Here is a 17,686-nt window from a genome sequence, read left to right as displayed (position 1 = left end):
ATAATCAGGAAAGGAAAACTATGATTGAAAATAACGCAGTATCAGATACAGAGCTCTCGATTCAAGAAGAAATGCACCAAGAAATGATGTTGCAAGCACGTAAGAAAGTACTTGAAAAGAAGGTTTTTGCAGTCATTCAAGATATTTCACGAAGTGGTATCCACGAAAAATTCTATAAAGTGACTAACAAAGGACGAAAAGAGTATATTCAAATCGAGTGGCGCCATTTCATCTTACGTGAACACGAAAAAGATAAAGATGTCATCACGACAGTAAGTCAACGAAAAGGTCGGACCAGTCGCGGCGACTCATACGTTAAAGATGTTGATGTTAAGCAAAGAACTATTCATTACGACTTTATTACTGCTGAAGATAGTGACGGCAATACACACACATTCAGACTACAAGATATGAATCTGGAGAAATTACCGCGCGATCATATGATCAGCCTTGGCTGGGTTTATCACAGTGACACGCAACCTGACAATAGTGATTTGGTTTCTGAGGGGGGCGCACTTGGTCAAAATTGGAAAGGTGAGCTTCAACCAACGATTATTGTGGCGCATCCTAAAGCTGAATCAAACGGCACACCGGTTGCACAATGGATGAAAGCTGAAGAGTTTCAGAAACTTATCGCCAACAGCGGTATTGGCTGGTGGCACCTTGCTTGGGTATTACCTGTCGCCAGTTGCTTTTTCATGGGCGGACGATACTTTGAAAATACTGGTTGGATATTATCTGCTATTGGGTTAGGTGTTGCTGCTGTTGTTGCAATCATTCGTAAGGTTCAACTGGGTAAACAAATTAAAACCTTCTCAGAGTGGCTAAGAGGTGAAATTTCAGACTTTTGTTCAAGATCTGAGGGGTTAGTAGCTTCTATCGTAAGCAAGTTACAGTAGTTATTGCTATCGAGATTGCTTAAGCTTGTTAGTTAAAGTAGGCACATAACAAACTGTTTAAGAGTGATTCGCAACGCGTGGCATTTTTTACTATGCGTTGTTTTTAGTGTCTAAGGTGGTGTGCGGCGGCATCAGTATTGCGTTGCTCACACCTTAACAGGGCGTTATGCGCTTAATTGTAATAATAAAGGGGGGTGTCTGTTGTTGATTGAGCTAGTACAGAAATTTTGTTCAGCATTTGAAGATGAGTTGAACTCTTCAGACTACTTAGATAGTGAGCTTTGTTCTTTCCCAAATGGCTCATGTGAAGCTACAAGCCAAATGCTTGCTCTGTACTTGCAGTCAGCGGGTATTGCTGACGTGGTTTATACAAAGAATGAAACCGATCAGCTAGAAGTTGGTCGTATTCATTATTGGGTTGTCGTTGAAAAAAAAGTAATTATTGATCTAACAGCACATCAATTTGATGAGTTTAAAGGTACTCATGTATGCTCTGTTGAGTCTGAGTTTCATGGGCTTTTTAAACAGTTAAGTACAAGTGTTCCCAATAAGGAAAGCTTGCGGCGACCATTTACTGGTGACTCGAATATCAAGTTTTTTGAAAGACTTATGGTGCGTTTAGAGCGCGCATAACAAAGCGTTCAAGAGGGATTCATGACGCGTGGCATTTTTGGTATGCGGTGATTTTTGGTGGTGAAAGTGGTCTGCGGAAAGTTGGTTTTTGCGGCATTCACCCCTTAACGCGGCGTTATGCTCAAAGTAGTTCAGTCAAACTGAGGTTGTATGGCTAAGATATTCCCAAGCATTGAAGTCATCAAGAAAAGCAAGCAGAAGCCGACTGAGGGTGAGTTATTTCTTCTAAATGAGCTGTCGCAGAATTTCGATACGGAAGTGGAGATATACTTTCAGCCATTTTTTAACGGTGAAAGACCTGACATCATAATTATTCACCCGGTAATGGGTGTAATCATAATCGAAGTAAAAGACTGGGATTTGTCCTTTTATAATTTGGATGAAAACAACAAATGGCATGTAAATAACAATGGGTTGGTAATACGATCACCGTTCGCCCAAGTTTTTGGCTACAAAAAAAATATGTTTGATCTTCATATTAATGGACTTTTAGAAAAGAACTTAAATAATAAGAATTTTTACAAGGTGATATCTTGTTACGTTTATTTCCATAGCGAGAATAAAGATTCAATTCAAAGATTTTTTTCTCCCAGAATGGACGAATTGAAGAACATGCTCAGAGAGCATAATAATGCATATGCTGAAAACCCAATAGACCATGACAAATATGAGCGAAAGAGAGAATGGCTGAACTCAAAAATAAAAAAGTTTGAAAGGGATCTGTATCAGCATGCAGTTACCAAAGATCAGTTAATGAAAATAAAATTTCCACTTTCCAAGAAGAGTGACATATACCCTGCATCAATCCACGAAGCTTTCTTAAGGTATTTGCAGCCTCCTTATCATTATCTCAATGAAGGGAAAGAAATTGAATACACTAAGGTGCAAGAAAGGCTCGTAACCAGTGAGCAGGGCAAGCGAGAAAAAATTAAAGGGGTTGCAGGATCAGGAAAAACTACCGTGCTGGCGAAAAGGGCGGTAAATGCACATTCGAGACATGGTGGTAACGTTCTTATACTCACGTTTAATCTTACTCTTCGGATGTACATTAAAGACAAAATAAATGAAGTGAGAAGTGATTTTTCCTGGGGAGCTTTTGGCATCATTAACTACCATAGATTTATGAGTTCAGCACTCAGTCGATATGGGATAGAAGTAAGTGTTCCTGAAGAAATGAAAAATGATAAAAATAAGGTCAGTGCTTACCTGGATTCGAAATACTACTCAAATGAAAATGTCTTTGAAAATTGCGAAATTGAAGAGAAATTCGATACGATATTAGTCGATGAAATTCAAGACTATAAGCCTGAGTGGATAAAAATTATACGTAAATACTTTTTAACTGACCAAGGCGAAATGGTTCTTTTTGGGGACGAGAAGCAGAATATTTATGAAAGGGAAATTGATGAAGAAAATACCACAAAAGTAGTTCAAGGTTTTGGTCGCTGGAATAAGCTGTCTAAATCTTTTCGTTATAAAGAAGATTCTCACATATTAGATGTTGCAAAAAGGTTTCAGGAAGCATTTTTTAGTGGTCGGTACGAACTCGATTTTACAGAGGCGATGCAACCCGCGTTGTTAGGAGTTGGCGTCAATCAATGTGTATTGATTGACGCAAGCGATATCAATTCAATTGTTAATTATGTTTTTTCTGTCGCAAAACGTGAATTTATTCACCCGAATGACATGGTTATTCTTTCATCCAGCATTTCTCAAATGCGGGAAATCGATTTTTTAATAAGAAAAAATCCAAATTTTAACGAGAAAACTTTGACAACATTTGAAACCAAAGAAGCTTATGAATCTTCACGCATAGATCGTAGTGATATTGAAAAAATAAGAAGTATTAAAAAATATGGATTTAACCTGAATAGTGGTGTTTTAAAGATATCGACAATACATAGTTTTAAAGGTTATGAATCGCCAACTGTTTTTTTGATTGTTAATGAGCTAGATAACGCGGAGTTGGTTTACGTTGGCCTCACAAGGGCAAAGTTCAACTTGGTTGTTTTTGTCACAAGAAACTCTAAGTATTCCAACTTTTTTGAAGGTTCTCTTGAAGTTATTCAATTATCAGATGGCGGCGGCAACGACATGGAAAGAGCATAACAAAGTGCTGCTGCCGGACAATTTTTCCGCTGTGCTCCAAAATTGCCGCAGAGCACGGCGTTAACCCCCTAGGAGAATTATGAAGCATCTAAGCATATTTTTAATTCTTGTATTTACTGCTTTTAGTCAATCTACATTCGCTTGTTCCTTTGGAGGTGCGGACCTTTTTAAACCCACCTTGGAACGCTGGCAAGAACATCCTGGACCAGCTCAAAAAGGCGAGAAAGGAGATTACTGGGAAAAAGTTCCAGCTCCGGTAGTCAAGGTTTCAAGTATCACAAGAGGTTCGGCTAAATCAGGCAGCTCGTGCGATGACGCAGGGGTTATCCTGTTAGAAATCTCGTTGCCGAAAGAATCGACCTATTCAATTGAAGAATTTGCTGTCTATTTCCGTGTTAAAGAGGGGCTGTTGCCGGATGCTATATTTCCTGACGTTCCGCTAGTTGGTGAGTATAAAGATGGGAAAATGACATTGTTACTTGCGTGGCTGGATGGGCACCCATCGCGTCAAATACCTCTTGATTTAAAGGTAGAGGCATTCTTTATTACCAACAGCCTTAACATTGGTGAATCTACCATATTCAATATTGTGGCAAGCAAGGGTTAACAAGTGCAGGCGTTAGGAGACTAGATCGGTGGTTACATTTATACCAGCTAAGGATTTAGCAAAAGCAGCATATTTTACTCTGTCGAATATGCAGCCATATTATGAACAATACTCTGTAGATTGGGATGAAGCTCAGATTGAGCAAATGACACAAGATCTTGTGAACTTTGATATTTTGTTTGAAAAAAAGCTTGTGGGTGTCGTTAGATTATCTTTTGACACTGAAGAGTGCTGGTTACGAGATTTGCAAGTGGAACAGAGTTACCAGAATCGTGGGATTGGCTCAATCGCTATTGCTGAGGCAGAACGTCTGGCTAAAGAGCATGGCTCTCACATTTTGAAGCTTAAAGTGTTTAAAAATAGCCCTGCCGTTCATTTGTATAAGAGACAAGGGTTTGGTTTAACAAGTGAAGATGATCGGTTTTACTACATGAGCCGTGCCGTCTGCTAACCATCAAATTTTATCGCCAGCCAAAAGCGCTGGCGGCGACGTCAACCCGCAGGGCGGCTTTCCTCGCTAAATTGGGGCGTTAACCTATAGACATTTTTACCCGAAATTCACTTGATACAGCTGACGTCCTGACACACTTTTGTGCCTTTCCACGCGGTCTTGCTTCGATTTGTATGAAACTTCAATACGTGGGGCAGTTCTTATCCAGATGCATTTTAGTGGCGAGTATAAATCTTTATTATTCAATGCTTCATCTTTGCTGTGAAAGATTGGGCGTATACGCCAAGTTAGGCCGAAACGTTATTTCTCTCCCACAAAAAAGGCGCTAATGCGCCTTTTTGATGGATAAATCAAAGGAGTAAAGCGACTCGCTTAGGGTTTATCTTGCTCAACTTGGGTTGATTTATCGCGATTTTCAATCGCCGTATCCGCAGACTTATCGGCATCGGGTGAGGAATTCGCGCGATTATCGGTCGTTAACTGCTTTTCTTTATCGTGCTGACCAAACTGTGGCAGTTTGAATTTGGCACTGTATTTCAGTGCGGCAAGATTGCTGGCAATCACACCGACCACCAAAATAATAATGATCCACACTTCTAAGCTCGACATGACAACTCCTTATTGAGCAACGCCCTGATTAATCAACGGCTAAACGTTGCTCACACTTACGAATATCTTCCGGCGTGTCAACTTCGATTGAGTCGAAGGCGCTGATGGCGACTTTGATCTTATGGCCATGTTCTAGGGCACGTAGCTGCTCTAATTTTTCCAGATCTTCGAGACGACCTAAGGGGAGGGCGGCGAAGGCTTGCACGAATCTGCGGGTGTAAGCATACACGCCTAAGTGCTTGTAAACTGGATAATCTTTGGTATCGCGCCCGAAGGGAATACGTGCGCGGGAGAAATACAGCGCGTAGTAGTCGTTATCGAACACCATCTTCACATGCATAGGATCGTCGAGCTCGGCTTTGTTGACAATTTCATAGCCGAGGGTCGCCATTTCAAACTCGCCTGGATGGCGTTCGAAGAGGCTGATCACTTGCTCGATGGAAGTGGGGTCGATTAGGGGTTGGTCGCCTTGAAGGTTGATGACTAAATCGTCATCCTTCAAACCTAATTGGTTAATCGCATCATTGATACGGTCTGTGCCCGATGCCGCATCAGGGCTGGTCATGACCACTTTGCCACCGAAGCCTTCTACGGCGCTTTTGATACGCTCATCATCGGTTGCAACATAAATATTGGTGAGGCCTTTGGCTAACGACGCGCGTTCGTACACGTGTTGGATCATCGGCTTGCCGTTAATCGGGGCTAAGGGCTTGCCCGGGAAGCGGCTTGAACCGTAACGCGCCGGGATTAACAGAGTCACATTCATTAAATTATCCTAATTTATCAAAGATATGCAGTGTAGATAGACAAAAGGGCTCACAACGAGCCCTTGTCATCTGCTTGAGAGCTTAAATGCGACGGAACAGGGCAGTCAACATTTCGTCAGTGACTTTCTCTTCCCATGTTGGGCCGTACACGTTTGCCCATAATGGACCCATGCTCTTAGTCACGGCAACCATTTTCGCGATGGTTTCATCTGGCAGATCTTTACAGATGTTCTTCGGCAGAGTGATGTTGTGCTTCTTCATCATCAGACGGAATTCAGCTACACCTTCTGGGTAGAATTCTTCTAACACGTCGAAGGCGATACAGTTACCGATACCATGGTGGTAGCCGAGGATGTAAGACAGACCATAAGATACCGCGTGGCATGCACCTACTTGGCTGTAAGCGATACTCATTCCGCCCATAAATGACGCCATCATCAGCTTGTCGTCTTTTTCTGGGTGATCTTCTAAGTACACTTGGCGGCAAAGCTCCATGGCTTTTTCGGCGTATGACTTAGAGAATTCGTTTAAGAAGGTACCTTCTAATGATTCAACGCAGTGGATATAGCAATCCATACCTGTGTAGAACCATTGGTCAGTTTCAACACCTTCGATTAACTCAGAGTCCATGATGATTTGGTCAAACACTGTGTAATCTGAGTTCAGACCCAGTTTACGCACTGGACCACACAATACTGCGGTGCGTGACGCTTCAGCACCCGTACCTGAAATCGTTGGAATACCAATGTGGTGAACCGCTGGATTTTTGATTAAATCCCAACCTTGGTACATGGCAGAGCCGCCTGGGTTGGTCAGCATCAGTGATACCGCTTTTGCGACGTCCATGGTTGAACCGCCACCTAAACCGACGACGCTAACCGGTTGTTTGCCGTTGAAGGCTTGAACTTGCTCGGTCAGGGTGTCGATTTGCACTGTGCTTGGCTCATCATCTACGTTAACCCAAATCAGTAAGTCTTGGGCTTTCACTGGGATGCGTGCTTCGAGTGGTTTGCCTTGGTGAACGTCATCGACTAAAAATACCACGAAGTCATCGTCGGCCTTACGCTGTGCAGCTAATACTTCGTCTAATTGTGCGAAGGAGCCACGACCGAAGATCATCTTTTCAACTACTTTAAAATTTTTAAAACTCATTGCAAAAACTCCCGTTTAATTATTGGGCAAATGCTTTCTTAATGTTTTCAATACGCTCGGCAATCTGAGCATCGGTCCAAGACAATTTAATGAGCATGGAAATAGTGCGGCTCATAATGGCATCAGATTTCGGCACAGAAATTTGAGTATAGTCAGGTCTGTCGGCGATTAATGTGATTGGCAACGCAGCAGGGGCCTTAAGCTCCTGAATGTGTTTCCAGTTTTTCAGATAATGCCAGTTGTTCACGTACCAGTAGAAGCAACCGTCAACGCCATTTTCAGCCAGTTTTTTGCTGATCTCTTGGGTACGCGCTTCTGTTGGTAACATAAAGCTTAAGAAGCCAGCTGAATCACCCTCTGGATCGGGGATTTCGCGGAAGCTGACTTCAGGAATGCTCGCCATCGCTTCTTTAATGACTTTTTTGTTTTTACGTTGAATGTCGATAATGGTATCGAGTTTACGTAACTGGGCTAAACCTAAGGCCGCGTTCATTTCAGAGATACGGAAGTTCAGACCCATAATTGGGTGTGACTCGGCGCCACGGTCTTTACCAATATGGTCATGGCCGTGATCGGAGAACATGTGGGCGTGATCGTAGATTTCGGTGTTATTGGTGATCACCGCGCCGCCTTCACCACAGGTGATGGTTTTAACAGAATCGAAAGAGTAACAACCTACATCACCGATAGTACCTAGGGCTTGGCCCTTGTAGCTGCCGCCAATGGCTTGGCAAGCATCTTCTAACAATACGATGTTGTGCTTAGCGCAGACGGCTTTGATTTCGTCCATCTTGGCCATAGAGCCACACATGTGTACTAAGTTTACCGCTTTAGTACGTGGGGTGATCGCCGCTTCAATGCCTTCTGGTGATAGACACAGCGTCTCGTCGATTTCGGCAAAAATTGGCACAGCACCGGCCATGAAAATCGCTTCTACAGAAGCAACAAAGGTAAAAGGTGGCACGATAACTTCGTCGCCAGCACCAATGCCTGCCGCCATTAAGGCTGTTTGCAGCGCAGCAGTACCGCTAGATAAGAGGTGAGCATGCTTAACATTCATTTTCTCGCAGAGCAGTTGCTCCATATCGCGAGTCTTCCAGCGATCATTACGCATATGGTCGAAGTTATAACGGAAGGTAAAGCCGTGTTCCATCACATCGGCGACTTCTTGCTTTTCTTCTGGACCAAATAATTCAAAACCGGGCATGGAAGGTATCTCCTTAGAATTTGTGGCGCATGGTCGCGCTGCAATTAACTGGCGGATTATAACTGGGCTAAAGATCCCTTGCGATGTTTTATTGATGAAAATAAGGTCATGTTGACGTTTCGAGCTTAGATTTTGCTCACTTAACACTGTGTTATTGCATGTGTTCGTGTTTGCTAGCCTTTGCGAGCCGTTGTATTAGGGCATGCGAGTCCATTAAGCGAGGTGCAGCTCGAGGTTTAGCCGATGGGTTGAGATGAACTGCGTCATTCAGAGCCAATGGGGCGAGTGTGGAAGTATCTTGGCAACAAGTTAAATTAGGCGGATGGATCTTGTATGTGGCGTGTAATACAGATTGGTATGCATTAAAACAAAAAACCTGCACGGGGCAGGTTTTTGGCGCGTTTAACTCAAACCGATTTAAATCTTTTGCGCGCGATCGACAGTCACATCAAGGTCGGTTAACAGACCATTATCGATACCGTAAATCCAGCCGTGGATCGCCAGTTCTTGGCCGCGAGCCCAAGCTTCCTGCACGATTGTGCTGCTGGTGACGTTGGCCACTTGCTCAATTACGTTGAGTTCACACAGACGGTCGAAACGCTTGGCATCATCCATTTGCATTAATTCATCCTGATGAAGACGGTAAACATCACGTAAATGACCGAGCCAGTTGTCGATAAGCCCTAAGCGTTGATTCCCCATGGCAGCACGAACACCACCACAGCCGTAATGGCCTACTACCATAATGTGCTTCACCTTAAGCACATCGATGGCGTATTGCAGAACAGATAAGCAGTTAAGATCGGTGTGGATCACCATATTGGCAATATTGCGGTGAACGAAGACTTCGCCCGGCATTAAATCGATGATTTGGTTTGAAGGTACTCGGCTGTCGGAACAACCAATCCAAAGATATTCAGGGTTCTGCTGTTTTGCCAGCTGTTCAAAAAAATCAGGGTGCTCTTGGCGAATGCGTCCGGCCCAGCGACGGTTGTTATCGAATAAGGGTTTGAGTAGTTTCATTTTAACCTATTGTTTTATTGACATATTAAAATGTCTTTATTGCCCTAAGTGATGCAAGCAGCACATTTGTAGCAAGAGTATACCAGTAAATTTACGCTTGCTGGTCTATCCAATGTGCCACAGTGTAGTGACACATTGATGATAGGTGCGCCGTTACAATACTTTCGCTAAAAACCGAGTTAAATGCTCAGTGACAAAGTCGGCTTGCTCTAGGCTGGAAATATGCCCTGCATTAGGAATATGCACTAATTGACTGCCGTCGATGGCATCGCTCATCAGGTAACTCTCAAGCACGCTGCGGGCCTTGTCTTCGACTCCGACCATGACTAAACAGGGCAGAGTCAATTGCTCGGCAAATTCCATGGTATCGCGGCGGCCAAAAATCATTCGGCCAAGTTTTACTATGCTCGGGATGGTCTCTGGCGTTTGCGCGGCCAAGTAGGCTTCAAAACGCTGCACTAATTCGGGGTTATTTTGTTTGGCATTATCGGCGAAAAACAGCGGTGAAATGGCGCTGATGATCGGCGCAGGTATGTTGCCGGCGGCTTGGATCGTGTCCAGCATGCCATAATATTTAGCGCGGGTGATCTCGGGCTCAAACCCAATAAAACTGTCGAGCATCACCAGTGCATTGACGCGTGCGGGGGCTTTAAGGACGAGCTCGGCGCCCCACATTGCACCCACGGATAAACCGATAATCGCAAATTGCTCGATATTGAGGCTATCCATCAAGGTCAGCATATGCTCGCTGATGTCTAAGAGGCTGTTGCAGCTTTCTGGGACGGCGCCCGATTGACCGTGTCCCCAGAGCTCAGGCACGATGCAGCGATACTGTTGACTTAAACTGGCAATTTGCGGCGCCCACATGGCGCTGTCCCAGAGGTAACTGTGGCCAAATAACAGCGCAGGGCCTGAACCTATATCGAGGTAACTGAGTTGGCTACCGGCGATGTTGAGTTGTTTTCTGTGTGAAGAAAAATCCATAAAACCTACTTTTTAAAGATAAACGCCGAGTGTAAGGCGCCATCAAGTTGTGTGAATGGCGAAACCTTAAGGCTTTGCAATTCGATGTACATATTCCGCCACAAGCATAGGTAAGCGAGCGAGCACAGCTTCTTTAAGCAACATATCGCTGTGCTGGATAACCTGCGCTAAGGCCTGTACCTCAAATTGGGGTAACAGGGTTTGAGACACGGGGAAATAGCTGATATGCCAAGGCTCGGCGCTGACGGCGCTTTTACCGCGCTGAAAAGGAAAATAAAACCCAAAATCCTTGGCGTGCTGGAGTAGCCACTGGTGCAAGTGGGCGCAGGGGCCGCCATCAGTGTATTCCGCTTCCACTAACCGCAGGGATTTTACCTCGATTTGCTTGGCATCAAACACATCGATATCCGTGCCCCAGTGATGGCGTGACGCGCCGGGCAATGCCGACCAGAGCAAAATCAAATCGACTAATGCATCATCGCTCAGTGGGCTGATATCCACGGGCTGCTCGTTGATATCCAGCACTGCACGCTTACCGCTGGCCTTGGCGTTCCAAATGGCGAGTTGCCGGTCAAAAGGACGGTAGGCCGAGCAAATCGCGAGGGCTATTCCATCTTTGGCGGCGCTGTCCGCCATCGCTTTAAAGGCGAGGGCAGTTTGAGCCTCCAGCATGAAGCGTGTTTCGCTCGGGTGATAGGGACTCAGCAGTTCGACTAGCTTCAGCTTATCCGCTGACTCTTGGGTTATAGCAGCGGATAAGTCGGTATGTAAGCCCGTGTCTAAACTGCTTGCTATTCCACTCGCTATTCCGCCCTCTATTCCACTTTCTATTCCATAAAGCTGGGCAGTATTCCTTAAGCGTGACGTGGCGTTTAACACAGTAATTGTTCCAAAATCACTTCGTAGCACAGGGCTAACTGCTCGAGATCGTCGATTTTCACGCACTCGTTCACTTTATGGATAGTGGCGTTCACTGGACCGAGTTCCAACACTTTGGCGCCCGTTGGTGCAATAAAGCGTCCATCTGAGGTGCCGCCCGTGGTTTGCGGATCGGTATCATAGCCAGTGACTTGACGGATCGCATGGCGAGTCGCGTCTAACAGTGGGCCTTCGCCGGTTAAAAATGGCAGACCGTTGAAGGTCCAGCTGATGTCATAATCCAGTTCGTGGGCGGTCAATAAGGCCTCCACGCGCTCGATTAATATCTCGGCGGTCACTTCGGTCGAATAACGGAAGTTAAACATCACCTCTAGGGTGCCTGGGATCACGTTCGATGCGCCCGTGCCGCCATTAATATTGGCGATTTGCATGCTGGTGGGCGGGAAGAATTCGTTGCCATTATCCCAATGGGTTTGGCTTAACTCGGCTAAAAACGGCGCGGCTTTGTGGATTGGGTTATCCGCAAGGTGCGGATAGGCCACATGGCCCTGAATGCCCTTAACGGTCAAGTTGGCGGTCAGGCTGCCACGGCGCCCATTTTTGACCACATCACCGAGTTTTAGGGTCGATGAGGGTTCGCCCACCAGTGCCCAAGTGATTTTTTCATTACGGGCTTCTAGGGTATCGATAACCCGTGTGGTGCCATTGATAAATGGACCTTCTTCATCACTGGTGATCAAAAACGCAATCGAGCCGGGATGATTTGGGTGCTTAGCCACAAAACGTTCGGTCGCGACGATCATCGCCGCCAGCGAGCCTTTCATGTCTGCCGCGCCGCGGCCATAGAGGTAACCGTCGATAATGGTTGGCTCAAAAGGTGGGGTATGCCAGCGGCTTAAATCGCCCGCGGGCACTACATCGGTATGGCCGGCAAAACAAAATACTGGGCCTTCATTACCGCGACGCGCCCACATATTGGTGGTGTCTTCAAAGACCATGGGCTCAATATTAAAGCCAATGGCGGCAAGACGTTCGGCCATCAGGGTTTGGCAGCCTTCATCCAGCGGGGTGACCGAAGGACGGGCGATTAATTCTTTAGTCAGTTCGGTAACTGGATGGGTGTTCGAAGCGTGCGTCATAGGGAAAAGACCTTCTTATATTCTGCTTCGTTAAAGCCCACCAGCACTTGTTCACCCACAACCAGCACAGGGCGCTTGATCAGCGTCGGGTAAGTGAGCATCAGTTGAATGGCTTTGGCTTGGTCGATATTGGCCTTATCTGCATCACTCAAGGCGCGAAAACTGGTACTGCGTTTGTTAAAGACGGTTTCCCATCCTGCAATTTGACACCAATGCTGAAGATCCTTTTCTGCTAATCCATCCTCCCTAAAGTCATGGAAGTTGACCGAAAGTTGATGGGTTTCAATCCATTTACGTGCTTTACGCACTGTATCGCAATTTTTAATACCAAAAAGGGTCAAGATGATGCTCCTATCGAGGGGCGCCGTTGGCACGCATTGATTTTGCTCGCATTGTGGCATTGTGTGCTGGATGCCACAAGGGGGATATAAGCTTGTGTGGGCGGTAACTATTCAGAATGCGACTAGGAATAGCAGGGCGAACTGAGAGGAAAAGCTTAAGCGTCAGTTAAGTATTGGCTTCTAGTCTAAGTTTTGAGCCTGAGTACTGAACCTGAGTATTGAGCTTAAATCGACAAGGGGATCGCGATGAATATCAGTGCAAGCAGCCCAATGTTAGCGCATAGCTATGCCGCCAACCGTTCGTCTTCACCCACAGCGTTACCCGCTCAGCCTGCGCCAGCCAAAGTGGAAGAGCTGAGTGAGTCTGCTAAGGAGCGCGCCCGTGAGGCGAGTCAAGGCGAATCGATTGATACCTACGCGTAACTGAGCGTGAAGCCTATAGATAAAAGCCGAGCAATTGCTCGGCTTTGTGTTTTAGGAAGCACAGCTAATCAAAACATGAGGTTGATTAGAAGTTCATCTCTACCGCTAAATAATATTCACGTCCAACAACGTTGTAGTAAGAACGTGGGTAATGCGGCCAAGAGTTTTGGGTTTCGTCAATCTCTGGGCCCGCATCGAAGATATTATTAATCCCGCCGGAGAACTTAATCGCATCGGTTAACATATAGCTGGCAGCCCAGTTAACTTCGACATGGCTATCGATAGTGACGGCATATTTATCCGCTAAACCATTGTTAATGAATGCCTCTTTACGCTGGCCATTCATGCTGTCGGTGTACTTGATCAGCAGGTTGGTAGCGAAGTCATCGTAGCTCCAACCCAGATTTAAGTTACCGCGGATTTGCGGGGCAGAGCCGTCACCATCGATCAGATCTAAAGGCTCAGAATCTGGGGTTAATTGCTCCTCCCACTTCAGCAAATAGGTGCCTTCTAAGCGGGCGGTAACATCGCCGTAGCCTGAAGTCTCATAGCGATAACCCACCGAGAAGTCGATACCCGAAGTTTCTTGGGATGACATGTTGATGGCTTGAGTATTTACTTGAATTAGCTTGCCGCTTGCATCGCGGAAAATCTTATCGGCGAAGGCGTCAGAGTGATCCAAGATATACTGGGCGCTTGGGCTATTGACTAGGTTATCGATTTCAACAATCCAGTAGTCCAAGGTTAAATTGAGATCGTTATAATCCCACACCATACCGAGGTTATAGTTTTTACCGGTTTCCGCTTCAAGTTCTGGGTTTGCACCGATAGTAATTGGTAGTGAGTCAATCTTCTCACAGGCTGGGCCCGTGCCACCCGCGGCCTCACAGGTTGGAGTGTCGATCACTGTGCTATAGGCTGCCGTTGGTTCACCAAATAAGCGTTGCATATCTGGCGCTCGGAAGGTTTCTGCATACAGACCGCGTAACAACAGATTATCAATCGGGCGATACTCGACTGCGACTTGTGGGCTGAATTGCCCGCCGACATCGGATAAATCGTCATAGTAGTCGTAACGGCCCGCAAGGGTGACGGTGAGGTTTTCGATCACAGGCACGGCGACTTCGGCATAACCTGCGTATTGCTCACGTTCACCTTGAGCGCTGCTGCCGCCTTTACCAATCACGCCACCATTGCTGGTGAAGCTATCGGACTGATCGTAGAACCATTCTTTACCGTATTCGACGCCCACGGCATAAGCCACTGTGCCTGCTGGTAATTCAAAGGCATCGCCACTGATCCCCGCATTGAAGCTCGATAGGGTGGATTGCCCCTTCTTGCCGCCTTGGAAATCCAGCAATGCGGCATCTTCTGCCGAGATCACATCCAGTAGCGAATTACCGTTTGTGCCCGCGGTGAGGTAGTTCCACATGCTCTGGTAGGTTGGCGAGCCTGCGGTGGTGGATTCCACCGTTTGGCGTGCAATCGACCATGAGGTGTCGTACTCGATAGAATCGGTGAGGTAACCTTTGCTGCCTAATAAGAAGGAGAAATTGTTAGTCTCAAAATCAGAGGTGCGCGGACCTAACTCAGACATACGGCGAGTGTAGTAATAGTCCCCATCGGCAGCGCCAGCAAAATCTCCGCCGAAGGCGGTATTTTTATCGAAAACTTGGGATAACCCATTGAGTTCATCGAGGATAGTGACGTTATTGCCCGATACGTTGAACATAAAATCTTCACCGACCGTTGCCGATTCAATTTCAGTGTAGGTCGAGGCATGGGTGTAATCGAGGCGCGAATACAGCTGATGATTGTCGTTTAAGTCTTTGGTGAGGTTGATCATCGTTGAATAGCGTTTTTGCTCAGGCGAAAAGTCGCGCTGTGCGGAGCGATCGAAGCCACAACGGCCGTTGGACATCATTTGATAACCACGCGCTTCACAGTCCTCAACTGATAATGTTTTCAACAGTTCAGTTCTATTATTTCCAAGATCTTTAACGATATTTGCACCATAGGAACTGTAACCAGCATAGTAGTTACCCGGAACAATATCGGTTCCCCATTCAGGACGATCCGAGGCTTTTAACGCTTGGCGGTCTTCATACTCGGCGAAGAAGGTCAGGTTCGCTTTATCGCTGCTCACGCCCGTCATAAAGGAGAACTGGTTATTTTGAAGACCACCATCGAAGGTATCGGAGTGACGGTATTTGAAGGTGCTTTGTTCAACGTCTTTTTTCAAGATGATGTTAATTACACCGCCCATCGCATCTGAGCCGTAAATTGCCGAAGCGCCCGTGGTTAAGATCTCGATGCGCTCAATCGCCCCTAACGGAATGTTGGCGGTATCGACAAAGCTGTCTGTACCACCAGCACCAAACGGATATTTAGGCACACGTTTGCCATTGATTAATGTCAGTACGCGGCCAGCGCCCACACCACGCAGGTTGACGGCCGATGCCGCAGGGGTAAAGCCGTGCACTTCCTGCTGGGTCATAGAGCCGCCAGAGTTTTGCGACAGGTTACCTAGTACATCTTGCACTGAGTTAAAGCCGCCTTTTTCGATATCTGCAGCGCTCACCACCACGATAGGGGAGGCATTTTCAAGATCGGTACGTTTAATACGTGAACCCGTGACTTCGATACGCTCCACTTTATCATCGATAACGGCCGCTTCATCGGCGGCAAATACCAACGGAGATAAGGATGTTGATACTAAAGCGAGTAAACTAAAACGAACCGCGCGTGCCACGGTTGTTTGCGTAGTCATATTTTCATTCCCTTTGTTATGCCGTGATGATCAGGAAGGTTTTCATCATGGCTTATATTTATTTGCAACTGCCCTCCATAGCCGGAAAATTATCATTAACAACTTTAATATCAACCGCTTATTTGTTATTCAATAGCTGCAACACTGTTGCATTTGTAATATTTAAAAGGCTAATTAAGTGTGCTGAAAAATAAAGAATGGCGGTATGGCGAGCGAAAATAACTAGATGTATCTCAATGTAACTAAACATTGTCTTTACAATGTCAATTCTATTATTAAAGAGTCGAGGGTAAGTAGTTTTAAATAATGTGATCTGTGTCAGGTGAGTGTTGAAGTTGTAAATTAAATAAACGTTAGTAAGTGCTTAAAAATAAACCTTAAATAAGTCTTAAAAATATAATTTAACATTTTATTTTTGTCAGAATGGTCAAAGTTCTACATTTCAAAACTCTCAGTTTTAAAATAGTCGCATTTATCGAGGAATTTGAAACATCCTGTCACCAATAAAGATAGGTTGTATTTAGTGGTGTTGATATTGTGTCTAAACTAGTCGTTTTATTCTTAACCTGCTTAAATATTATCCGGTCAATTTACCGCTTCTAAAAAGGCTGTTTTATTGCTCACGCCTTATCCTGATCTAGCGAGATGCAAAAGGTCGATAAATCAATTTGCTATCCTGTATAGTGAGCAGCATTGCGGCGATAAGATTCGAGGCTAGCGGATCGTCACGAGAGCGCTGCGCTGATGGCGGGCAAATAGAACGAGGTGAATGTGAGAATTAATGATCTTAGGCTGTTTTTGTTGGTTGTAGAGTTAGGCAGTTTTGCTGCCGCGGCCAGTTCGATTGGGATCCCGCGGGCTTCGGTCAGTCGCCGTATCGGTGAGTTAGAGGCGGATCTGGGGACTAAACTGTTTACCCGCACGACACGCCAATTGTCGCTGACACCCACAGGCGAAAACTACCACCAGCAGTTGATGGAGATTATTCCAAGGCTTGAATCCCTGAATGAGTCGGTCAAAAATCAACGCAATATGCCAACGGGATCGGTCAAGCTAGGTTTAGTTGGCGATGCCGATGTTGTGACCCATCATTTATTGCAGGACTTTTTAAAAAATTACCCTCTTATTACCTTAGAAACCCATGTGAGTAATCTTGGGTATCACGATATTTTAAATTATGGTTTGGATGCCTGTATTCATATCGGGAATATCAAAGATAATTCTTTTGTCGCTCGACCGTTAATGCGCGTGTGTCGCAAATTATATGCAAGCCCTGATTATATTGCTGCCCATGGTATGCCAACATCGCTGGATGATCTCAGTCAACATGCATTAATGATCTATCGTTTACAAAATGGTGAATTAGAAGATCGTTGGAAATTTAATTTAGGTGAATATCGAGTAAAAAGTCGACTGGTTTCTAACAGTAGCCAATATATTCGTCATGCCATTTTAAGTGGTGCTGGGATCAGTTTATTATCCGAATTAAGTGTGGTTGAACACTTGCAATTGGGTAATTTGGTTGAAGTTTTACCCGAATATGAGGTTTACGTTGACGATGCCTGGTTAGTCTATCCTAGCCGCAAAGGCATGACCCATGCGGCTCGGCTGCTGATCGATAGCTTAATTCATGAGGCGAGTAAGACACCGGATGTCACATTGTCACAAAATTCGTGACATTGATGTACCTTTT

The 17,686-nt window shown here is 45.5% G+C and carries 17 protein-coding genes; 7 read left to right on the top strand and 10 right to left on the bottom strand.

All coding sequences use genetic code 11. The features are described from left to right. Positions 1-20 precede the first annotated feature (20 nt). The 5 genes from M0415_RS05725 (at position 21) to M0415_RS05700 (ending at position 4,699) form a co-directional block, all read left to right on the top strand. The gene (locus M0415_RS05725) at positions 21-899 is read left to right on the top strand and encodes a hypothetical protein (RefSeq protein ID WP_249555051.1); all 879 of its coding nucleotides are present in this window, start codon (positions 21-23) and stop codon (positions 897-899) included. A 201-nt stretch (positions 900-1,100) separates the two neighbouring features. Beyond that, positions 1,101-1,532: a hypothetical protein gene (locus M0415_RS05715; RefSeq protein ID WP_249555053.1), complete on the top strand. Its 432-nt coding sequence runs from the start codon at positions 1,101-1,103 to the stop codon at positions 1,530-1,532. A 150-nt stretch (positions 1,533-1,682) separates the two neighbouring features. After that, positions 1,683-3,641 carry a nuclease-related domain-containing DEAD/DEAH box helicase gene (locus tag M0415_RS05710; protein WP_249555055.1) on the top strand — a complete coding sequence of 653 codons (1,959 nt, stop codon included), beginning with the start codon at positions 1,683-1,685 and terminating at the stop codon, positions 3,639-3,641. A 79-nt stretch (positions 3,642-3,720) separates the two neighbouring features. Then, on the top strand, positions 3,721-4,248 hold the full coding sequence (locus M0415_RS05705) for a hypothetical protein (protein WP_249555057.1): 528 nt from the start codon (positions 3,721-3,723) through the stop codon (positions 4,246-4,248). Between the two features lie 28 nt (positions 4,249-4,276). After that, the gene (locus tag M0415_RS05700) at positions 4,277-4,699 is read left to right on the top strand and encodes a GNAT family N-acetyltransferase (protein WP_249555059.1); all 423 of its coding nucleotides are present in this window, start codon (positions 4,277-4,279) and stop codon (positions 4,697-4,699) included. A gap of 372 nt (positions 4,700-5,071) precedes the next feature. On the opposite strand, the gene M0415_RS05695 is transcribed toward M0415_RS05700, so the two are convergent. The 9 genes from M0415_RS05695 to M0415_RS05655 all read right to left on the bottom strand — a co-directional run bounded on the left by M0415_RS05695 (position 5,072) and on the right by M0415_RS05655 (position 12,800). Then, positions 5,072-5,308: a DUF2897 family protein gene (locus M0415_RS05695; protein WP_249555061.1), complete on the bottom strand. Its 237-nt coding sequence runs from the start codon at positions 5,306-5,308 to the stop codon at positions 5,072-5,074. A 28-nt stretch (positions 5,309-5,336) separates the two neighbouring features. After that, complete coding sequence (gene kdsB / locus M0415_RS05690; RefSeq protein WP_011622622.1) at positions 5,337-6,074, bottom strand: 8-amino-3,8-dideoxy-manno-octulosonate cytidylyltransferase KdsB; 738 nt, start codon at positions 6,072-6,074, stop codon at positions 5,337-5,339. Between the two features lie 82 nt (positions 6,075-6,156). Then, positions 6,157-7,227: a 3-deoxy-alpha-D-manno-octulosonate 8-oxidase KdnB gene (gene kdnB, locus M0415_RS05685; protein ID WP_011716905.1), complete on the bottom strand. Its 1,071-nt coding sequence runs from the start codon at positions 7,225-7,227 to the stop codon at positions 6,157-6,159. 19 nt (positions 7,228-7,246) lie between these two features. Beyond that, complete coding sequence (kdnA, locus tag M0415_RS05680; protein WP_011716906.1) at positions 7,247-8,434, bottom strand: 8-amino-3,8-dideoxy-alpha-D-manno-octulosonate transaminase KdnA; 1,188 nt, start codon at positions 8,432-8,434, stop codon at positions 7,247-7,249. A 417-nt stretch (positions 8,435-8,851) separates the two neighbouring features. Next, positions 8,852-9,457 (bottom strand): carbonate dehydratase, encoded by a 606-nt coding sequence (can, locus tag M0415_RS05675; protein ID WP_086903490.1) that lies wholly within the window; start codon positions 9,455-9,457, stop codon positions 8,852-8,854. Between the two features lie 153 nt (positions 9,458-9,610). Further along, positions 9,611-10,441 (bottom strand): alpha/beta fold hydrolase, encoded by an 831-nt coding sequence (locus tag M0415_RS05670; RefSeq protein WP_249555063.1) that lies wholly within the window; start codon positions 10,439-10,441, stop codon positions 9,611-9,613. Between the two features lie 66 nt (positions 10,442-10,507). Continuing rightward, entirely contained in the window at positions 10,508-11,320 is an 813-nt protein-coding gene (locus M0415_RS05665; protein ID WP_249555065.1) for a M15 family metallopeptidase, read from the bottom strand. Beyond that, entirely contained in the window at positions 11,314-12,459 is a 1,146-nt protein-coding gene (gene dapE / locus M0415_RS05660; RefSeq protein ID WP_249555067.1) for a succinyl-diaminopimelate desuccinylase, read from the bottom strand. Before dapE ends, M0415_RS05665 begins: the two co-directional genes overlap by 7 nt. After that, positions 12,456-12,800, bottom strand: coding sequence for an ArsC family reductase (locus M0415_RS05655; RefSeq protein ID WP_502957113.1), 345 nt, complete (start codon positions 12,798-12,800; stop codon positions 12,456-12,458). Before M0415_RS05655 ends, dapE begins: the two co-directional genes overlap by 4 nt. A gap of 246 nt (positions 12,801-13,046) precedes the next feature. On the opposite strand from M0415_RS05655, the gene M0415_RS05650 reads away from it, so the two are divergent. Further along, positions 13,047-13,223 carry a hypothetical protein gene (locus M0415_RS05650; protein ID WP_249555071.1) on the top strand — a complete coding sequence of 59 codons (177 nt, stop codon included), beginning with the start codon at positions 13,047-13,049 and terminating at the stop codon, positions 13,221-13,223. Between the two features lie 85 nt (positions 13,224-13,308). Here the strand turns inward: M0415_RS05650 and M0415_RS05645 are convergent, their stop codons facing one another. Next, entirely contained in the window at positions 13,309-15,993 is a 2,685-nt protein-coding gene (locus M0415_RS05645; RefSeq protein ID WP_249555073.1) for a TonB-dependent receptor plug domain-containing protein, read from the bottom strand. 771 nt (positions 15,994-16,764) lie between these two features. On the opposite strand from M0415_RS05645, the gene M0415_RS05640 reads away from it, so the two are divergent. Next, positions 16,765-17,670 carry a LysR family transcriptional regulator gene (locus M0415_RS05640; protein WP_088211445.1) on the top strand — a complete coding sequence of 302 codons (906 nt, stop codon included), beginning with the start codon at positions 16,765-16,767 and terminating at the stop codon, positions 17,668-17,670. The last annotated feature ends 16 nt before the right edge of the window (positions 17,671-17,686 follow it).

It is taken from the genome of Shewanella sp. 10B, assembly GCF_023475885.1.
Taxonomy (GTDB): domain Bacteria; phylum Pseudomonadota; class Gammaproteobacteria; order Enterobacterales; family Shewanellaceae; genus Shewanella; species Shewanella mangrovisoli.
This window is presented reverse-complemented; position numbering and strand designations above follow the sequence as displayed.

Excerpts from the sequence above, each read along its gene's own strand:
- M0415_RS05725 (WP_249555051.1), top strand. The coding sequence starts at position 21 with ATGATTGAAAATAACGCAGTATCAGATACAGAGCTCTCGATTCAAGAA.
- M0415_RS05710 (WP_249555055.1), top strand. The coding sequence starts at position 1,683 with ATGGCTAAGATATTCCCAAGCATTGAAGTCATCAAGAAAAGCAAGCAG.
- M0415_RS05705 (WP_249555057.1), top strand. The coding sequence starts at position 3,721 with ATGAAGCATCTAAGCATATTTTTAATTCTTGTATTTACTGCTTTTAGT.
- M0415_RS05695 (WP_249555061.1), bottom strand. The coding sequence starts at position 5,308 with ATGTCGAGCTTAGAAGTGTGGATCATTATTATTTTGGTGGTCGGTGTG.
- kdsB (WP_011622622.1), bottom strand. The coding sequence starts at position 6,074 with ATGAATGTGACTCTGTTAATCCCGGCGCGTTACGGTTCAAGCCGCTTC.
- kdnB (WP_011716905.1), bottom strand. The coding sequence starts at position 7,227 with ATGAGTTTTAAAAATTTTAAAGTAGTTGAAAAGATGATCTTCGGTCGT.
- kdnA (WP_011716906.1), bottom strand. The coding sequence starts at position 8,434 with ATGCCCGGTTTTGAATTATTTGGTCCAGAAGAAAAGCAAGAAGTCGCC.
- can (WP_086903490.1), bottom strand. The coding sequence starts at position 9,457 with ATGAAACTACTCAAACCCTTATTCGATAACAACCGTCGCTGGGCCGGA.
- M0415_RS05670 (WP_249555063.1), bottom strand. The coding sequence starts at position 10,441 with ATGGATTTTTCTTCACACAGAAAACAACTCAACATCGCCGGTAGCCAA.
- dapE (WP_249555067.1), bottom strand. The coding sequence starts at position 12,459 with ATGACGCACGCTTCGAACACCCATCCAGTTACCGAACTGACTAAAGAA.
- M0415_RS05650 (WP_249555071.1), top strand. The coding sequence starts at position 13,047 with ATGAATATCAGTGCAAGCAGCCCAATGTTAGCGCATAGCTATGCCGCC.
- M0415_RS05645 (WP_249555073.1), bottom strand. The coding sequence starts at position 15,993 with ATGACTACGCAAACAACCGTGGCACGCGCGGTTCGTTTTAGTTTACTC.